Origin of the sequence: Halorubrum trapanicum (genome assembly GCF_017873555.1) — an archaeon.
Classification (GTDB): domain Archaea; phylum Halobacteriota; class Halobacteria; order Halobacteriales; family Haloferacaceae; genus Halorubrum; species Halorubrum trapanicum.
The window spans coordinates 145,357-159,417 of the sequence record NZ_JAGGKE010000002.1 but is presented as its reverse complement, the minus strand read 5'-3'; the positions used below and the strand labels follow the sequence as shown (position 1 = coordinate 159,417).

Genomic DNA, 14,061 nt, shown 5'->3' with positions numbered 1-14,061 from the left:
GCAACCGTTTTTACGCCGCCAGCGCCCGATATCACACGTGAATATCAACGAGTGGCAGACATACCTCGTGACGGCGGCGAGCCGTTCCGCGGGGCGAACGACCCCCGAAGTCGTCGCGGCCGCGCTCGACGGCGGCGTCGACGTCGTCCAGCTCCGGGACAAAGCGCGGACCGCCCGCGAGCGCTACGAGACGGGGCACCGGCTCCGCGAGCTGACCGCGGCGGCGGGCGTCCCGCTGCTCGTCAACGACCGAATCGATCTGGCCGCCGCCGTCGACGCCGACGGCGTCCACCTCGGGCAGTCGGACCTGCCGACCTCGGTCGCCCGCGAGCAACTGGGCGAGGACGCCGTCGTCGGCGTCTCGGCCTCGACGGTCGAGCAGGCGCGAGCGGCCGAGGACGCGGGCGCGGACTACCTCGGCGTCGGCGCCGTCTACGGCACCGACTCGAAGGACGTCTCCGACGACCGGAACGGGGTCGGCACCGACCGGATCGCCGCGGTCGCGGACGCGGTCGAGGTTCCGGTGATCGGGATCGGCGGCATCGACGCGAGCAACGCCGCGCCCGTCGTCGACGCGGGCGCGACCGGCGTGGCGGCGCTGTCCGCGATCACGGCCGCGGCGGACCTGGAGTCGGCGACGGTGGAACTCGCGGAGGCGGTCGCCGATGTCTGACGGGAGCGACCCGCTCGACGCGTTCGACGCCGAGCGCCTCGGTCGGACGCTGTCCGCGGTCGGGGAGGCGTCGCCGCTCGTTCACCACCTCACGAACGACGTGACGACCAGCGAGACGGCGAACGTCACCCTCCACTGGGGCGGGCTTCCGGTGATGGCCGACGCGCCGGCCGAGGCGGGCGACATGGCGGCCGGCGCCGACGCCGTCGTGATAAACACCGGGACGGCGAGCCGCCCGGACGTCGACGCGATGGTCGACGCGGGCGAGCGGGCGAACGAGGCCGGCGTCCCGGTCGTCCTCGACCCGGTCGGCTACGGCGCGACGCCGCACCGCGTCGCGTCGGTCGGGCGGCTCCTCGACGCGGTCGCGTTCGACGTCATCAAAGGAAACGCCGGAGAGATCCGGGGCCTCGCGGGCGAGGAGGCGACGGTGCGCGGCGTCGAGTCCGTCGGCGAGGAGTCCGGCGTCGCGGCCGCCGCGGAGGCGCTGGCGGCCGAGACCGGCGCCGCCGTCGTCGCGTCCGGGGAAGTCGACGTCGTCGCCGATCCGGACGGCGGCGCGTACGAGGTCGCGGTCGGCCACGAGCGCATGGGTACGTTCGTCGGCTCGGGCTGTATGCTCGCGAGCACGCTCGGGACGATCGGCGCGCTGGCCGGCTCTCCGGACGGACCTGTCGAGACGGCGACGGAGGCGGCCCTCGCCGCGACGACCGCGTACGGGCTGGCCGGAGAGCGCGCGGCCGAGGCGGCGCCGGCCGGCCCGGCCAGCTACCGGACCGCGTTCATGGACGCGGTGGCGTCGACGGCGGCCGACCCCCCGGACGTCGACATCGGCGACCGCGTGACGCCGATCTGACTCGCTGAGGCGCGGTCAGGGGTGAGTGCGGGCGAGCGCCGCCGACCGGGGCCGCCGACCGGGCGCCGGCGCCCGGTCCGCCTTATCGCGTCGCCGACTTCCACTCTCGCAGGCCGACCCGCTCGCCGTTTACGTCGTCGGCCGGCGCCTCGGTGGCGGCCCAGAGGAACAGCGGCGCGACGCTCTCGGGGTCGCGGGCGCGCTCCTTCCCGGTGAGGTCGGTGGCGACGAGACCGGGGTCGACGACGCCGACGTTCGCGTCGAGGTCGGCGGCGAAGCCGCGCGCGACCGCCTCGGCGGCCGCCTTCGAGACCGCGTACGCGCCCATGCCGGGCTTCGACTCGGCCGCAACCGCGCCCGACGGGACGAGGACGCGCGCGCCGTCCGCGAGGTGGGGGAGCGCCTCGGAGATCGTCGCGAACACGCCGCGCGCGTTCGTCCGCATCGTGTCGTCGAAGTCGGCGTACGAGAGTTCGTCCGTCGGGCTCTCGCCCGGCGCGCCGTGGAACACGCCGGCGTTCGCGAACACGACGTCGACCGGGCCTGACTCGCGGGCGACGCGCTCGAAGAAGCGTTCGAGGTCGAACTCGTCGCGCACGTCGACGCGGTCGCCCCAGGCGGTGCCGCGCTCGTCGCCGTCGCCTTCCTTCGGGGCTTCGCCCCCGTCTTCCGCGTCGTCTCCCTCGCCGTTCAGCGCCGCGACGGTCCGATCGACGGCCCCGCCGTCGCGCCCGGAGACGGCGACGAACGCCCCCTCGTCGACGAACGCCTCGGCGACGGCTCGCCCGATCCCGCTCGTTGCCCCGGTGATCGCGACCGTCAGATCCATGTGGAATCGGCTACGCGCGTCGGCGACTTAGTGGTATCCACTCGGCGCGAGAGGCGGGTGTCGGCACCCTTCCGCGCGGCGCGACGAGGCGCACGTCCCGGCGCGTCCGACCGGATTTATACCGGAGCCGTCCGTAGGATCGGACATGGACGTGGTCCCGCACATCGGCGGCGTCGCCGGCGAGTCCGTCGTCGTGATCGGCGGCGGATTTGGCGGTCTCTCGACGGCCTGTTACCTCGCGGACGCCGGCGCGGACGTCACGCTGCTGGAGAAAAACGAGCAGCTCGGCGGCCGCGCCAGCCGGCTCGAAGTCGACGGCTTCCGGTTCGACATGGGACCGTCGTGGTACCTGATGCCGGACGTGTTCGAGCGGTTCTTCGGCCACTTCGGTCGGTCGCCCGACGAGTTCTACGAGCTGGAGCGGCTCGACCCCCACTACCGCGTGTTCTGGAAGGACGGGGACAAGGTCGACGTGTTACCGGACCGCGAGGCGAACAGGGAGATATTCGAGTCGTACGAGCCGGGCGCGGGCGAGGCGTTCGACGCGTATCTGGAGGAGTCCCAGCGGACCTACGAGATCGGGATGGAACACTTCGTGTACGAGGACCGCCCGCGGCTGCGCGACTACGTGGACAAGGACGTGCTCCGCTACTCGTGGGGGCTCTCGCTGCTTGGGAAGATGCAGGGACACGTCGAGGAGTACTTCGACCACCCGAAGCTCCAGCAGCTGATGCAGTACACGCTCGTGTTCCTCGGCGGCTCGCCGACGAACACGCCGGCGCTGTACAACCTGATGAGCCACGTCGACTACAACATGGGCGTCTACTACCCCGAGGGCGGGATCGGCGCCGTCGTCGACGGCATCGTCGAGCTCGCCGAGGCGCTCGGCGTCGAGTTCGTCACCGACGCGGAGGTGACGGGGATAGAGGGCCGGTACGGCGCCTTCGCGGTCGACACCGAGAACGGCGAGCGCTACCTCGCCGACCGCGTCGTCTCCGACGCCGACTACGCACACACCGAACAGGAACTCCTGCCCGAGAGCAAGCGGCAGTACACCGAGGAGTACTGGGAGTCGCGGACGTACGCCCCCTCCGCGTTCCTGCTGTACCTCGGCGTCGAGGGCGACGTGCCGAACCTCGAACACCACACGCTCGTCCTCCCGACCGACTGGGAGGGGCACTTCGCGCAGATCTTCGACGACCCCGAGTGGCCCGACGACCCCGCCTACTACCTCTGTGTCCCCTCGAAGACCGACGACACGGTCGCGCCCGAGGGCCACAGCAACCTCTTCGCGCTGGTGCCCGTCGCGCCCGGACTGGCCGACACCCCGGAGATTCGCAATCGCTACCGCGACCTCGTGATCGACGACATCGCGGCGAACACCGACACCGACCTCCGCGGGCGGATCGTCGTCGAGGAGACGTTCTCCGTCGACGACTTCGCGGACCGGTACAACAGCTACGCGGGCAGTGCGCTCGGGCTGGCGCACACGCTCACGCAGACGTCACTCTTGCGCCCGCCGCACACCTCCGACGCGGTCGACGGACTCTACTTCACCGGGTCGACGACGACGCCCGGCATCGGCGTTCCGATGTGTCTCATCAGCGGGGGGCTGACCGCGGAAGCCATGGCCGACGACGACGTGTGATCTCCGCCGTGAGCGACCAGAACCGATCCGCCGACGACGGCCAGAGCCGGTCCGTCGAGGAGGGACAGAACCGCTCCGCCGGCAGCGGGAGCGAGGGGCTTCGCTACCTGCTGGTGCTGTCGCGGCCGCGCTTCTGGCTCTACCTCGCCGGCCCGGTCGCGGTCGGCGTCACCTACGGCATCGACGCCGTGAGCGGATTGTTCACGCCGGTCACGGTCGCGCTCGCGTGCTACTTCCTCGTCCCCGCCAACGTGTTCCTCTACGGCGTCAACGACGTGTTCGACGCCGACATCGACGAGCTGAACCCGAAGAAGGAGGGCCGCGAGGCGCGCTGGCGGGGGAGCAGACCGGTGGTCGCCGCGGTCGTCGCCTCCGGCGCGCTCGGGCTGGCGACGCTCGCGATCACGCCCCGGGTCGCGTGGCCGTACCTGCTCGGGTTCCTCGTCCTGGCGGTCGGGTACAGCGCGCCGCCGCTTCGGTTCAAGACGACGCCGTTCCTCGACTCGCTGTCGAACGGGCTGTACGCCCTGCCGGGCGCGGCGGCGTACGCGACGGTCGCGGGGACGCACCCGCCGCTCGCGGCGCTCGCCGGCGCGTGGCTCTGGACGATGGGGATGCACACGTTCTCCGCGATCCCGGACATCGAGCCGGACCGGGCCGCGGGGATCGACACGACCGCGACGCTGCTGGGCGAGGGGCGGACGTACGGCTACTGCTTCGCTGCGTGGACCGCCGCGGCCGTCGGCTTCTGGCTCGTTGACCCACGGCTCGGCGCGCTGCTCGGGGTGTACCCGCTGTTCGTCGCGTGGGTCGCGCGCTCGTCGATCTCGGTCGACCGCGCGTACTGGTGGTTCCCGGCGCTGAACACCGTCGTCGGCACGCTGCTGTCGATGGGCGGTCTCTGGCGGGTGTACCCGCTCTGGGAGGCGCTGCCGTGACCGACGGCGACGGCGGTTCGGCGGAGGGCGGCTCCGCGGGAAGGCGGTCGGCCCCGGCCGAGTCCGCGGAGGGCGCCGCGACCCCGACGACCGGATCGCGGGTCGACGCGCTCCGCGAGCGCGCGCCGGACACGCGTCGCGAGGCGGAGGCGCTGCTCGACCGGATCGTCCGCGAGAACCGCTTCACCATCGCGGTCGTCTTCCCGCTCGTGGGGGCCCTCGCGCTCGTCGGCAGCGCCGAGGGGTGGATTCCCGAACCGTTCGCGTTCCACCCGTGGTTCGTGCTGTTCGGCGTGATCGTGATGCGCTCGCCGCTGGTCGTCGGCGTGCTGCCGACGATCGATCGCCGCGCGCTCGGCTGGATCGGCGCCTTGACCGCGTACACGTACCTCATCGAGTCGGTCGGCGTCGCGACCGGGTGGCCGTACGGCGAGTTCGCGTACACGGTCGACCTCGGGCCGATGCTCGGCGGCGTGCCGGTCGCGCTCCCCGTCTTCTTCATCCCGCTCGTGACGAACGCGTACCTGCTCTGCCTGCTGCTGCTCGGGCCCCGAGCCGACAGCGTGTGGGTCCGGCTGGCGACGGTGATCCCGGTCGTCGTCGCGATGGACGTCGTGTTGGACCCAGGTGCGGTGTCGCTCGGCTTCTGGAACTTCGGCGGCGGCGCGTTCTACGGCGTTCCCCTCTCGAACTACGCCGGCTGGGTGCTGTCGGCGGTCGTCGCGGTCGTCACGCTCGACCGTGCGTTCGCGGCCGCGGGGATCCGCGAGCGCCTCCGCGACTGCGAGTTCATGCTCGACGACATGGTGAGCTTCGTGATCCTCTGGGGCTCGATTAACGTCTGGTTCGGCAACCTCCTGCCCGCGGCGGTCGCGGCGGCGTTCGGCGTCGGTCTCGTTCGCGCCGACCGGTTCGACACGCGGCTGTTCACCGAGTGGCGGCGATAGCGAGCGCTCGGGGAGCGCGGGCGCGGGCGATCGGCGCGAGCGCGACCGGGGGCGTGAGGGTCGCGGCCGCGGACGTTTGCGGCCGCGGGCGTGAACTCCCGTCCGACTCGGCTGCGCTTATATACCGGGGTCCCGTTCTTTCGGTCGTGACCGACGGCGGCAATCGCAGCGGACGACCGGACTGGGGGGATCGGGGACGATGAGCGACCTCGCCATCGACTACGGCGGCCACGAGCGGGTGTGCGAGGTCGTCGACCGGCTGACCTACTGCGCCGAGCACGTCAGCGTCTCCTTCGACGGGTGGGAGGAGCCGCACGTGAAGGGACCGGGACTGTACTTCGCCGTCATCGGCGACAGCGACTACGGCGCGTACGCCGACCCGATGGGCGACAACCGCTGGCCGCGCGACGACTGTCCGTCCGTCTTCGAGGAGGACGCGTTCGCGGCCGCCGCCGAGTCGGTGAGCGTCGCGCAGGACGGCGGCGTCGTCGTCGCGGTCGACGGCGAGATAGAGTCCCAGATGGTCCGGTTCCGCGACCTCGGCACCCGCGACGAGGAGACCGACCTCGTCGACGACGTGAGCTACGAGCCGTGGATGGGATCGCGCCACATGAGCGCGATCGAGACCTCCGTCCGCCCGGAGGTCGTCGCGACGGTGACGCTGAGCGAGGAGACCGGCCGCGTCAGCGTCTTCCGCGACGGCGAGGCGGACAGCATGCGTCGCGAGGAGATCGGCGGCCGCTGGCGCTGCGAGTAGCGCTCTCGGAGTCCGGTATCGAGGCCCCACCGTTAAGCCGGTACCGGGTGAACGTCGGCGCATGTACGACGATATCCTGGTGCCGACCGACGGGAGCGAGGCGGTCGACCGCGCGCTCGACCACGCGGTCCGACTCGCGAGCGACCACGACGCGACGGTCCACGCGCTGTACGTCGTCGACCAGCGGATCGCGGCCGCCAACTCCGGCGACCTCCACGACGAGGTCGTCGAGGACCTCGAATCGCAGGGCGAGACCGCCGTCGACGCCGTCGCCGACGCGGCGAGCGAGGCCGGTCTCGACGCCGAGACCCACGTCGCGCACGGCACGCCCGACACCGAGATCGTCGCGTACGCCGGCGAGACCGATATCGACGTGATCGTGATGAGTCCGGAGGGGAAGTCCCCGCGCGAGCGGATCCGGTCGCTCGGGAGCGTCTCCGACCGCGTCGCCGACGACGCGTCGGTGCCGGTGTTCCTGATCAAGTAGTCGACCGACGGACGCCGGCAGCGGTCGCCGCCGCGCTCTCCGGGCGGCAGGCCCGTCCACGCCGGATCGTCCGAGCCAGTTAGGTGGGTCCGACCGCAACCGGGCGGCATGGAACTCACCGTGCTCGGGTCCGGCAGCGCGATGCCGGTCCCCGACCGCGTTCAGGCCGGGTACCTCCTCGACGACGGCGACCGGTCGCTGCTCGTCGACTGCGGCAGCGGCGTCCTCCAGCGACTCGCCGGGACGGAGGCCGGCTACGAGGGCGTCTCGACGGTCCTGTTGACCCACCACCACCTCGACCACGTCGCGGCGCTTCTCCCGCTCCTGAAGGCGCGCTGGCTCGCCGGCGAGGAGCACCTCGAAGTCGTCGGTCCCGCGGGCACGAAGTCGCTCGTCGACGGCCTGCTCGGCGTCCACGACTACCTCGACGGACGGATCGACCTCGCGGTGCGCGAGGTGTCGGCGTCGCGCTCGTTCGCCGCCGGCGGGTTCGACGTGACCGCGCGCGAGACGCGCCACTCGATGGACGGGTTCGCCTATCGCTTCTCGCCGCCGAGTTCGGACGCGCCGGCGGCCGAGGGCCCGCTCGCGCTCTCGGGCGACACCGAGGCGTTCGCGGGGATGGCGCGGTTCGCAGACGGGACCGAGGTCTTGGTCCACGACTGCTCGTTCCCGGACGACGTGGACGTGTCCAACCACCCGCGGCCGACGAGCCTCGGCGAGTCGCTCGCGGGCGCCGAGATCGGGACGCTCCTGCTCTCGCACCTCTACCCGCACACCGGCGGCCGCGAGCGCGAGATGGAACGGGGGGTTCGCGAGGCGGGCTTCGACGGCGAGGTGCGGACCGCGACCGACGGGCTTCGGCTGTCGCTGTGAGGTCGACGGCGCGTTTCGCCGGCGGAATCGTACCGCTTGTCGGTCGCGTCTCGGGCGCGACGTAACCGGTGGATGTTACGCACCCACACGAACGACCCGGATACTTAAGCGCGCGTAGTCGCTCCGATCCGGTATGGCCGGCCCACTCGCGGACGACTTCGGACGGGAGGTGACGGGGGTTCGGATCTCGCTCACCGACCGGTGTAACTTCGACTGCGTCTACTGTCACAACGAGGGGTTAGGCGACACGCGCGGGCCGATGGAGCCGAGCGAGTCGGAGATGAGCGCGGACGACGTGGTCCGCTTCCTTGAGGTCGTCGAGGGGTACGGCGTCGACGCCGTGAAGTTCACCGGCGGCGAGCCGATGCTCCGGCAGGACTTAGAGGAGATCATCGAGCGCACGCCGGACTCGATGGAGGTCTCGATGACGACCAACGGCACCTTCCTCCCCGGGCGCGCCGCGGACCTGAAGGCCGCGGGACTCGACCGCGTCAACGTCTCGCAGGACGCGCTCGACCCGGACGACTTCGCGGAGGTCACCAAGTCCGGCGCCTACGAGAAGGTCCTCGAAGGCGTGAAGGCCGCGGTCGACGCCGGTCTCGACCCCGTGAAACTCAACATGGTCGTGTTCACGCACACCGCGGGCTACGTCGAGGAGATGGTCGACCACGTCGCCGACAACGAGGGGCTTCAGCTCCAGCTCATCCAGTACATGCCGGAGCTGACGGGCAAGCCCGAGTGGAACGTCGACATCGGGCGCGTCCACGACTGGCTCGTGGCGGAGGCGGACCGCGTCGAACACCGCGAGATGCACGACCGGAAGCGCTACTTCGTGGGCGAGGACAGCGACGACGAGACGGGCGGCATGGTCGAGATCGTCGACCCCGTCGAGAACGAGGAGTTCTGCGCCAACTGCGGCCGCGTCCGCGTCACCCACGAGGGCTATTTAAAAGGGTGTCTCAACCGCAACGACGACCTCCGGTCGATGGGTGAGATGACCCGCGAGGAGATCGCGGAGACGTTCGAGGACGTGGTGGCGAACCGCGTGCCCTACTACGGCGAGTACCTGATCGAGGGCAAGGACGGCGAGTACGAACTGAACGAAAAGTATCTGGGGGCGCCGAGCGCCGCGGACTGAGTGGTCCAGAATCGAAAATCTCGCGAAGACTATTTATTTGGGTGATGATTACAGGTTCGTGTTAAGTCACGCAGAAGCGCAAGACGGCAAGAGTATCCCGTGAGTTTTGAAGCCATTTATATACTCAAGATAGGGCGTAACTCCGGGAGAAACAGGATTTCCCTTCTCAGTTCTCTTTCTCGGTGATGCACAGAACACGATCCGCTACAACATTCTAGAACACTACAGAAAATCGCATGGCAGCAGCTATGTGGGTACTAACTTAACGCGACCCGTCTAGCTTGGCTGGATATTTATACGAAGGCTCATATCAGAATCACATGATGGGGCTGCGCCGATTGATAACGGGCCATCGATATAATCCGTATTTGTTTGCTTTCGTTGGCGGAGTAGCTCTAGTTCTCTTTACTCTGAGTTTCTTTATTGAGCTACGGATTATTATTGAAAGTCCAAGATATGGTGACATTACCTCGGTCATATCAACTATATGGAAAACGATTCTTGGGCTTACAACCATTGGATCCTTTATTCTTGCCGCCTACAACTATCAGACAGAGTCAGATAATTCAGACGGCCCTGCGACTGGATTCACTATTCAAGGACAGAACCATAACATCGATTTCCATCTTCATGTTGATGACACACCCGAATCAAGTAGAGAATCTGAAGATACGGAGTCAACAGAAGATGAAGTAACTGAAGGAGAGAGCGAAGAAAGAGAAATCAGAGATTGATTTGACGTGAGAGCCACTCACGAGCGGCAGCGGTGAGCATTGCCTCCCATGAACTGAAGCCAGTGTGTGTATCGATGTAATCGTCAAACTCTGATTCAGGGATCTGTTTAAAATCGTTCTCCGTTTCGATCTCCCAAGGACTACTATCGAAAAGCTCATCAATCGAATCAAATTCGGTATGTGTTCTCATGAAACTAGCCGAGAATAGTTCATTCATTGGAATCTCATTTTTGCCGCTTACACCTTCGAGATCCTGCTGGAGGCTATCCAGAGAGTCGGCTAATTCTTCGAACCCCTCGATCTGAACACTCATATCCACAATTCTGTGGCACAACTGTATAAACCTATTCAGCCCTCACATTCTCGCTTTTTAAGAGTCGTCTCGATTTCGCCGCTCACTTATCCAGGTACTCGCTTCGCTCGGACCTCACACCGTTCGCTGCGTGCGGCTGATGGGGTTCGAATCCCTGCGTCGCTACTGCTCGCTTCGCTCGCAGATAGCGGGCACGGTGGGATTCGAACCCACGACCATCGGATTAGAAGTCCGACGCTCTATCCGGGCTGAGCTACGTGCCCTCGTTCGCTTCTGATCCCCCCAGTCTAAAAAACGCCCGCGGTTCGCGCCCGCGGGCCAACAGCAGACCTAAGTCCGCGAGCGGAGTACGCGCCGGTAATGAACGTCATCGGAACCGTCGGTCTCCCCGGCAGCGGGAAAGGGGAGGCGGCGAACGTGGCCGAGGCGGCGGGAATCCCCGTCGTCGTGATGGGCGACGTGATCCGCGCTGAGTGTCGCCGCCGCGGGCTGGACCCGGCGCAACACCACGGCCGGATCGCGCAGGCGCTCCGCGAGGAGGAGGGCGACGACGCCATCGCCGCCCGGACGCTCCCGCGAATTCGGGAGGCGACCGCCGAGAGCGACCGCGACGACGACACCGTTCTCGTCGACGGTCTCCGCTCGACCGTCGAACTCGACTGCTTCCGCGAGGCGTTCGGCGATGACTTCACGCTCGTCGCGATCCGGGCGCCGTTCGAACTCCGCGCCGAGCGGCTGGGCGAGCGCGGGCGTGACGACTCCGACTCCGACCTCGAAGCCCTCCGCGAGCGCGACGACCGCGAACTCGAACTCGGACTCGGCGAGACCCTCGAACGGGCCGACGTCGAGATCGACAACACCGACAGCCTCGCGGCGTTCCGCGAGCGCGTCCGCGACGTGCTCGGCGTCGACGACGGGACCGGGGAGTCGGACGCCGACGCCGCCGAGGCGGCAAACGCCGGGGGTGACGGCGCGTGATCTACAGCGTCGACGTCCGGATCGAGGTCCCCGTCCGGGACACGGAGGTGACCGACCGGGTCGCCGACGCGGTCGAGAACGTCTTCCCGGACGCCGAGCCGGTCCACGAGGACGGACGGCTCGTCTCCGAGACGCACAGCCTCGACGCCTTCTCCGACGTGCTCCACGAGCAGGAGATCCTCGACACCGCCCGCCGCGTCTTCCGCCGAAACAGCTCCGACGAAGGGTTCGCCTTCTCGTTGAAAAAGCAGGCGGCGCTCGAAGGCGTCGTCAACTTCGCGGTCGGCGAGCCGGACGAGCTTGGCGAGATAGACGTCGAGGTGCGCGTCCGCGAGCCGGACGTCGAGTCGTTCATCGACTACGTCGCACCCGAGACGGACGAGGGGCAGCCGGTCGACCCCGCCCGCGAGTACGGCGACCGCTTCGACCCCGAAGACGAGACGTACTGACGGGAGCCGTCGCGAGATCGGTTTCCGACCTCAGTCGCTCAGCAGCGACGAAACCGTTCCGCCGATCGCGCCGAAGACGGCGGGGTAGACGGCGCCGGCGAGGAGGACGGCCGTCACGATGTCGGGCGCCACGCTCCCGTCGCCGGCGGCGTACCGGAACAGGAACGTGCCGACGACCGCGAGCGGGAGGTATCCGGCTGCGACGAGCGCCCCCGAGCGGGCGCCCCCCGCGGGAGTGCTCGCGTCGGCGACTCGACCGGCGACGACGCCCGCGACGAGCAGGAGGAGCGGCGGAACGACGAACAGGAACGACCCGCCGTCGGCCTGCATGAGGAGGTTCCGCGACTCCGTGCCGCCGAGCAGTCCGGGCGACGTGGTCTCGACGAAGTGGGCGTTGTAGAACATCCAGCCGGACACCTGCCACGCCGAGATGGGGTCGCCGCCGAACAGCTCCGCGAGGAAGTTCAGCCCTGATAACCCCTCCTCGATCCGGCCGCTCTGTGTGACGTAGACGGCTAGGTAGCCGAGGAGGTACGCGGCGGCGCCCGCAACCGCGCCGCCGATCGCGTCTCGCGCGATACTCTGGTTCGAACCCGTCGTCGCGGTCGTTCCACCGGTTGGTGACGAGGACATGTGCTCGGTATCGTTTCGGACGCCGTAAGTGTTTGTTGGCTTTGGTTCGATACATAATTCGACGGGAAAGAACGTTGGAACGACCTCTCGCGCCGGATACTTCCTCCGGTCAGTCGGTCGCCTCTCGCCACTCCGCCTGCGAGATCGTGTACCGGACCTCGTCGTGGACGCTCCCGTCCGCGAAGGTGAGCGTGTTGCGGAGACGGCCCTCACGCCGGCCGCCGAGGCGATCGACGTACCTCTCGATCGCGCGCCGCGACTTCTCGTTGTCGGGGTGGTGGCTCACGGCGACGACGTCTACGTCGAGGTCGTCGAACGCGACCGCGACGAGCGCGGCGGCGCGCTCGCCCGAGTAGCCGCGCCCCCAGAACCGCTTCCGGAGCCACGTGCCGAGGTTCGCGGTCCGCCGGTCCCACTCGACGTCGAAGCCGCCGAAGCCGGCGATCTCGCCCGCCCCGTTCTCGCCGTCGCGCGGCCGGATCACGTAGGTCGCGGCCTCGCCGTTCTCGAAGCGCTCGCGGCCCCGTTCGAGGAACTCCAGCGTCTCCTTTTTCGTCTCGTGGGGATCCCACGTGACGTGCTCGGTCACCTCGTCGATGCCGGGATCGCTCGAACAGATCCGGTAACACTCGTCGAGGTCGACCGTCTCGGGACCTCTGGCCTCCAGCCACAGCCGGTCCGTCTCGATGGTTTCGGGGAACACGTCGTACCGGTCGTCACCTCGCAAATAAATTCCACCGCCGGCGCGGGACGCGATCGCACACCCGGCACGGCGAGGTCGGAGCGCGCCGGCGGGCACACCCGGCACGGCGAGCGCGCGGACCGCGGCTACGCGTCGAGCGCGTCGCCGAGGTCGTCGCCGACGCTCGCGATCGCCTCGCGGGCGCGGTCGACATCCTGCATCGTCATGAACCCGTGAACCATCGACGGGTAGTTCTCGTACCGGGTGGCGACGCCGTCCGCGACCAGCCGCTCCGCGTACGCCTTCCCGCCGTCGCGGAGCGGGTCGAACCCGGCGGTGACCACGGTCGCGGGCGCGACGCCGCCGAGGTCCCCGGCGTTGATCGGGTCGGCGTACGGGTTCCGGCGGTGGATCTCGCTCCGGTAGTAGGCCTCCGAGAACCACTCGATGTCCTCCCGCGAGAGGACGACGCCGGCGTGTTCCCGGACCGACTCCTGTTCGGGATCGATACCGATTCCGGGGTAGAGGAGGGCCTGATGCGCGACCTCGGGACCGTCGCGCTCGGCGGCCATGAGTGCGGTCACGGCGGCGAGGGTGCCGCCGGCGGAGTCGCCCGCGACCGCGACGTCGCCGGTTCCGCGGAGCGCCTCCGTCGCGTCCGCGGCCCACTCGACGGCGGCGTACGCGTCCTCGACCGCGGCCGGGAACGGGTTCTCGGGCGCGAGGCGGTACTCGACCGAGAGGACCGCACAGCCGCTCTCGCGCGTCAGGTGCCGGCAGAGCCAGTCGTGGGTCTCGAGGCTCCCGAGGACGAACCCGCCGCCGTGGAAGAAGACGACGGTCGGGAACGGCGGGTCGCCGTCGGGGAGGTACAGGCGCGCGTCGAGACCGTCGGGCGAAGCCCGACTGCCGGAGGCGCCTCGCGCCTCGCCGGCGGGACCGGGGACGGTCACCGACTCGGTCGCGCCGACGCTCGGCGGGTTGCGGTTCTGAAGCCGCGTCAGGGGGCCGGTCAGGAGCCGGAGCAGCTTCAGTCGGTAGCGACCGTGCGGCAGCGGGATCCGCGACTGGCGGGCAGCCGCGCGTTTCGCTTGGGGATCGATCTGATCGGCGGCGCTCATGC

The 14,061-nt window shown here is 68.9% G+C and carries 17 protein-coding genes and 1 tRNA gene; 12 read left to right on the top strand and 6 right to left on the bottom strand.

From position 1 onward, the window contains the following. Window positions 1-37 precede the first annotated feature (37 nt). The gene (gene thiE / locus J2744_RS03140) at window positions 38-673 is read left to right on the top strand and encodes a thiamine phosphate synthase (protein WP_209544396.1); all 636 of its coding nucleotides are present in this window, start codon (window positions 38-40) and stop codon (window positions 671-673) included. Further along, entirely contained in the window at window positions 666-1,529 is an 864-nt protein-coding gene (thiM, locus tag J2744_RS03135; RefSeq protein ID WP_209544394.1) for a hydroxyethylthiazole kinase, read from the top strand. Before thiE ends, thiM begins: the two co-directional genes overlap by 8 nt. An 82-nt stretch (window positions 1,530-1,611) precedes the next feature. On the opposite strand, the gene J2744_RS03130 is transcribed toward thiM, so the two are convergent. Then, window positions 1,612-2,358 carry an SDR family oxidoreductase gene (locus J2744_RS03130; RefSeq protein WP_209544392.1) on the bottom strand — a complete coding sequence of 249 codons (747 nt, stop codon included), beginning with the start codon at window positions 2,356-2,358 and terminating at the stop codon, window positions 1,612-1,614. A gap of 145 nt (window positions 2,359-2,503) precedes the next feature. On the opposite strand from J2744_RS03130, the gene J2744_RS03125 reads away from it, so the two are divergent. The 8 genes from J2744_RS03125 to J2744_RS03090 all read left to right on the top strand — a co-directional run bounded on the left by J2744_RS03125 (window position 2,504) and on the right by J2744_RS03090 (window position 9,883). Further along, on the top strand, window positions 2,504-4,006 hold the full coding sequence (locus J2744_RS03125; RefSeq protein WP_209544390.1) for a phytoene desaturase family protein: 1,503 nt from the start codon (window positions 2,504-2,506) through the stop codon (window positions 4,004-4,006). After that, the gene (locus tag J2744_RS03120; protein WP_209544388.1) at window positions 4,003-4,944 is read left to right on the top strand and encodes a prenyltransferase; all 942 of its coding nucleotides are present in this window, start codon (window positions 4,003-4,005) and stop codon (window positions 4,942-4,944) included. Before J2744_RS03125 ends, J2744_RS03120 begins: the two co-directional genes overlap by 4 nt. Then, the gene (gene cruF, locus J2744_RS03115; protein WP_209544386.1) at window positions 4,941-5,891 is read left to right on the top strand and encodes a bisanhydrobacterioruberin hydratase; all 951 of its coding nucleotides are present in this window, start codon (window positions 4,941-4,943) and stop codon (window positions 5,889-5,891) included. Before J2744_RS03120 ends, cruF begins: the two co-directional genes overlap by 4 nt. A 199-nt stretch (window positions 5,892-6,090) precedes the next feature. Continuing rightward, window positions 6,091-6,648 (top strand): diadenylate cyclase, encoded by a 558-nt coding sequence (locus J2744_RS03110; protein ID WP_209544384.1) that lies wholly within the window; start codon window positions 6,091-6,093, stop codon window positions 6,646-6,648. Between the two features lie 61 nt (window positions 6,649-6,709). Then, window positions 6,710-7,135 carry a universal stress protein gene (locus J2744_RS03105; protein ID WP_209544382.1) on the top strand — a complete coding sequence of 142 codons (426 nt, stop codon included), beginning with the start codon at window positions 6,710-6,712 and terminating at the stop codon, window positions 7,133-7,135. Window positions 7,136-7,243: 108 nt separating this feature from the next. Further along, a complete protein-coding gene (locus tag J2744_RS03100) occupies window positions 7,244-8,011 on the top strand; it encodes an MBL fold metallo-hydrolase (protein ID WP_209544380.1) in 768 nt (255 codons plus the stop codon). Between the two features lie 133 nt (window positions 8,012-8,144). Continuing rightward, complete coding sequence (gene moaA, locus J2744_RS03095) at window positions 8,145-9,149, top strand: GTP 3',8-cyclase MoaA (RefSeq protein ID WP_209544378.1); 1,005 nt, start codon at window positions 8,145-8,147, stop codon at window positions 9,147-9,149. Window positions 9,150-9,469: 320 nt separating this feature from the next. Beyond that, window positions 9,470-9,883, top strand: a complete 414-nt coding sequence (locus tag J2744_RS03090) for a hypothetical protein (protein WP_209544376.1) — start codon at window positions 9,470-9,472, stop codon at window positions 9,881-9,883. Here J2744_RS03090 and J2744_RS03085 read toward each other — a convergent pair. Next, window positions 9,873-10,196: a hypothetical protein gene (locus J2744_RS03085; RefSeq protein ID WP_209544374.1), complete on the bottom strand. Its 324-nt coding sequence runs from the start codon at window positions 10,194-10,196 to the stop codon at window positions 9,873-9,875. The two genes, J2744_RS03090 and J2744_RS03085, sit on opposite strands and share 11 nt — an antisense overlap. A 188-nt stretch (window positions 10,197-10,384) precedes the next feature. Further along, window positions 10,385-10,459 (bottom strand) — tRNA-Arg (locus tag J2744_RS03080). Between the two features lie 97 nt (window positions 10,460-10,556). On the opposite strand from J2744_RS03080, the gene J2744_RS03075 reads away from it, so the two are divergent. Further along, window positions 10,557-11,174, top strand: a complete 618-nt coding sequence (locus tag J2744_RS03075) for an AAA family ATPase (RefSeq protein ID WP_209544372.1) — start codon at window positions 10,557-10,559, stop codon at window positions 11,172-11,174. Beyond that, the gene (locus J2744_RS03070; protein WP_209544370.1) at window positions 11,171-11,623 is read left to right on the top strand and encodes an RNA-binding domain-containing protein; all 453 of its coding nucleotides are present in this window, start codon (window positions 11,171-11,173) and stop codon (window positions 11,621-11,623) included. Before J2744_RS03075 ends, J2744_RS03070 begins: the two co-directional genes overlap by 4 nt. A gap of 30 nt (window positions 11,624-11,653) precedes the next feature. On the opposite strand, the gene J2744_RS03065 is transcribed toward J2744_RS03070, so the two are convergent. The 3 genes from J2744_RS03065 to J2744_RS03055 all read right to left on the bottom strand — a co-directional run bounded on the left by J2744_RS03065 (window position 11,654) and on the right by J2744_RS03055 (window position 14,059). Continuing rightward, on the bottom strand, window positions 11,654-12,256 hold the full coding sequence (locus tag J2744_RS03065) for a transporter (RefSeq protein ID WP_209544368.1): 603 nt from the start codon (window positions 12,254-12,256) through the stop codon (window positions 11,654-11,656). Window positions 12,257-12,365: 109 nt separating this feature from the next. Beyond that, a complete protein-coding gene (locus J2744_RS03060; protein ID WP_209544948.1) occupies window positions 12,366-12,959 on the bottom strand; it encodes a GNAT family N-acetyltransferase in 594 nt (197 codons plus the stop codon). Between the two features lie 125 nt (window positions 12,960-13,084). Beyond that, entirely contained in the window at window positions 13,085-14,059 is a 975-nt protein-coding gene (locus J2744_RS03055) for an alpha/beta hydrolase (RefSeq protein ID WP_209544366.1), read from the bottom strand. Between the last annotated feature and the right edge of the window lie 2 nt (window positions 14,060-14,061).

Bases quoted from the DNA above. Each gene is read 5' to 3' on its own strand.
- thiM (WP_209544394.1), top strand. From the start codon at position 666: ATGTCTGACGGGAGCGACCCGCTCGACGCGTTCGACGCCGAGCGCCTC.
- J2744_RS03065 (WP_209544368.1), bottom strand. From the start codon at position 12,256: ATGTCCTCGTCACCAACCGGTGGAACGACCGCGACGACGGGTTCGAAC.
- J2744_RS03125 (WP_209544390.1), top strand. From the start codon at position 2,504: ATGGACGTGGTCCCGCACATCGGCGGCGTCGCCGGCGAGTCCGTCGTC.
- J2744_RS03075 (WP_209544372.1), top strand. From the start codon at position 10,557: ATGAACGTCATCGGAACCGTCGGTCTCCCCGGCAGCGGGAAAGGGGAG.
- J2744_RS03100 (WP_209544380.1), top strand. From the start codon at position 7,244: ATGGAACTCACCGTGCTCGGGTCCGGCAGCGCGATGCCGGTCCCCGAC.
- J2744_RS03130 (WP_209544392.1), bottom strand. From the start codon at position 2,358: ATGGATCTGACGGTCGCGATCACCGGGGCAACGAGCGGGATCGGGCGA.
- J2744_RS03105 (WP_209544382.1), top strand. From the start codon at position 6,710: ATGTACGACGATATCCTGGTGCCGACCGACGGGAGCGAGGCGGTCGAC.
- J2744_RS03090 (WP_209544376.1), top strand. From the start codon at position 9,470: ATGATGGGGCTGCGCCGATTGATAACGGGCCATCGATATAATCCGTAT.
- J2744_RS03085 (WP_209544374.1), bottom strand. From the start codon at position 10,196: ATGAGTGTTCAGATCGAGGGGTTCGAAGAATTAGCCGACTCTCTGGAT.
- J2744_RS03055 (WP_209544366.1), bottom strand. From the start codon at position 14,059: ATGAGCGCCGCCGATCAGATCGATCCCCAAGCGAAACGCGCGGCTGCC.
- moaA (WP_209544378.1), top strand. From the start codon at position 8,145: ATGGCCGGCCCACTCGCGGACGACTTCGGACGGGAGGTGACGGGGGTT.
- J2744_RS03110 (WP_209544384.1), top strand. From the start codon at position 6,091: ATGAGCGACCTCGCCATCGACTACGGCGGCCACGAGCGGGTGTGCGAG.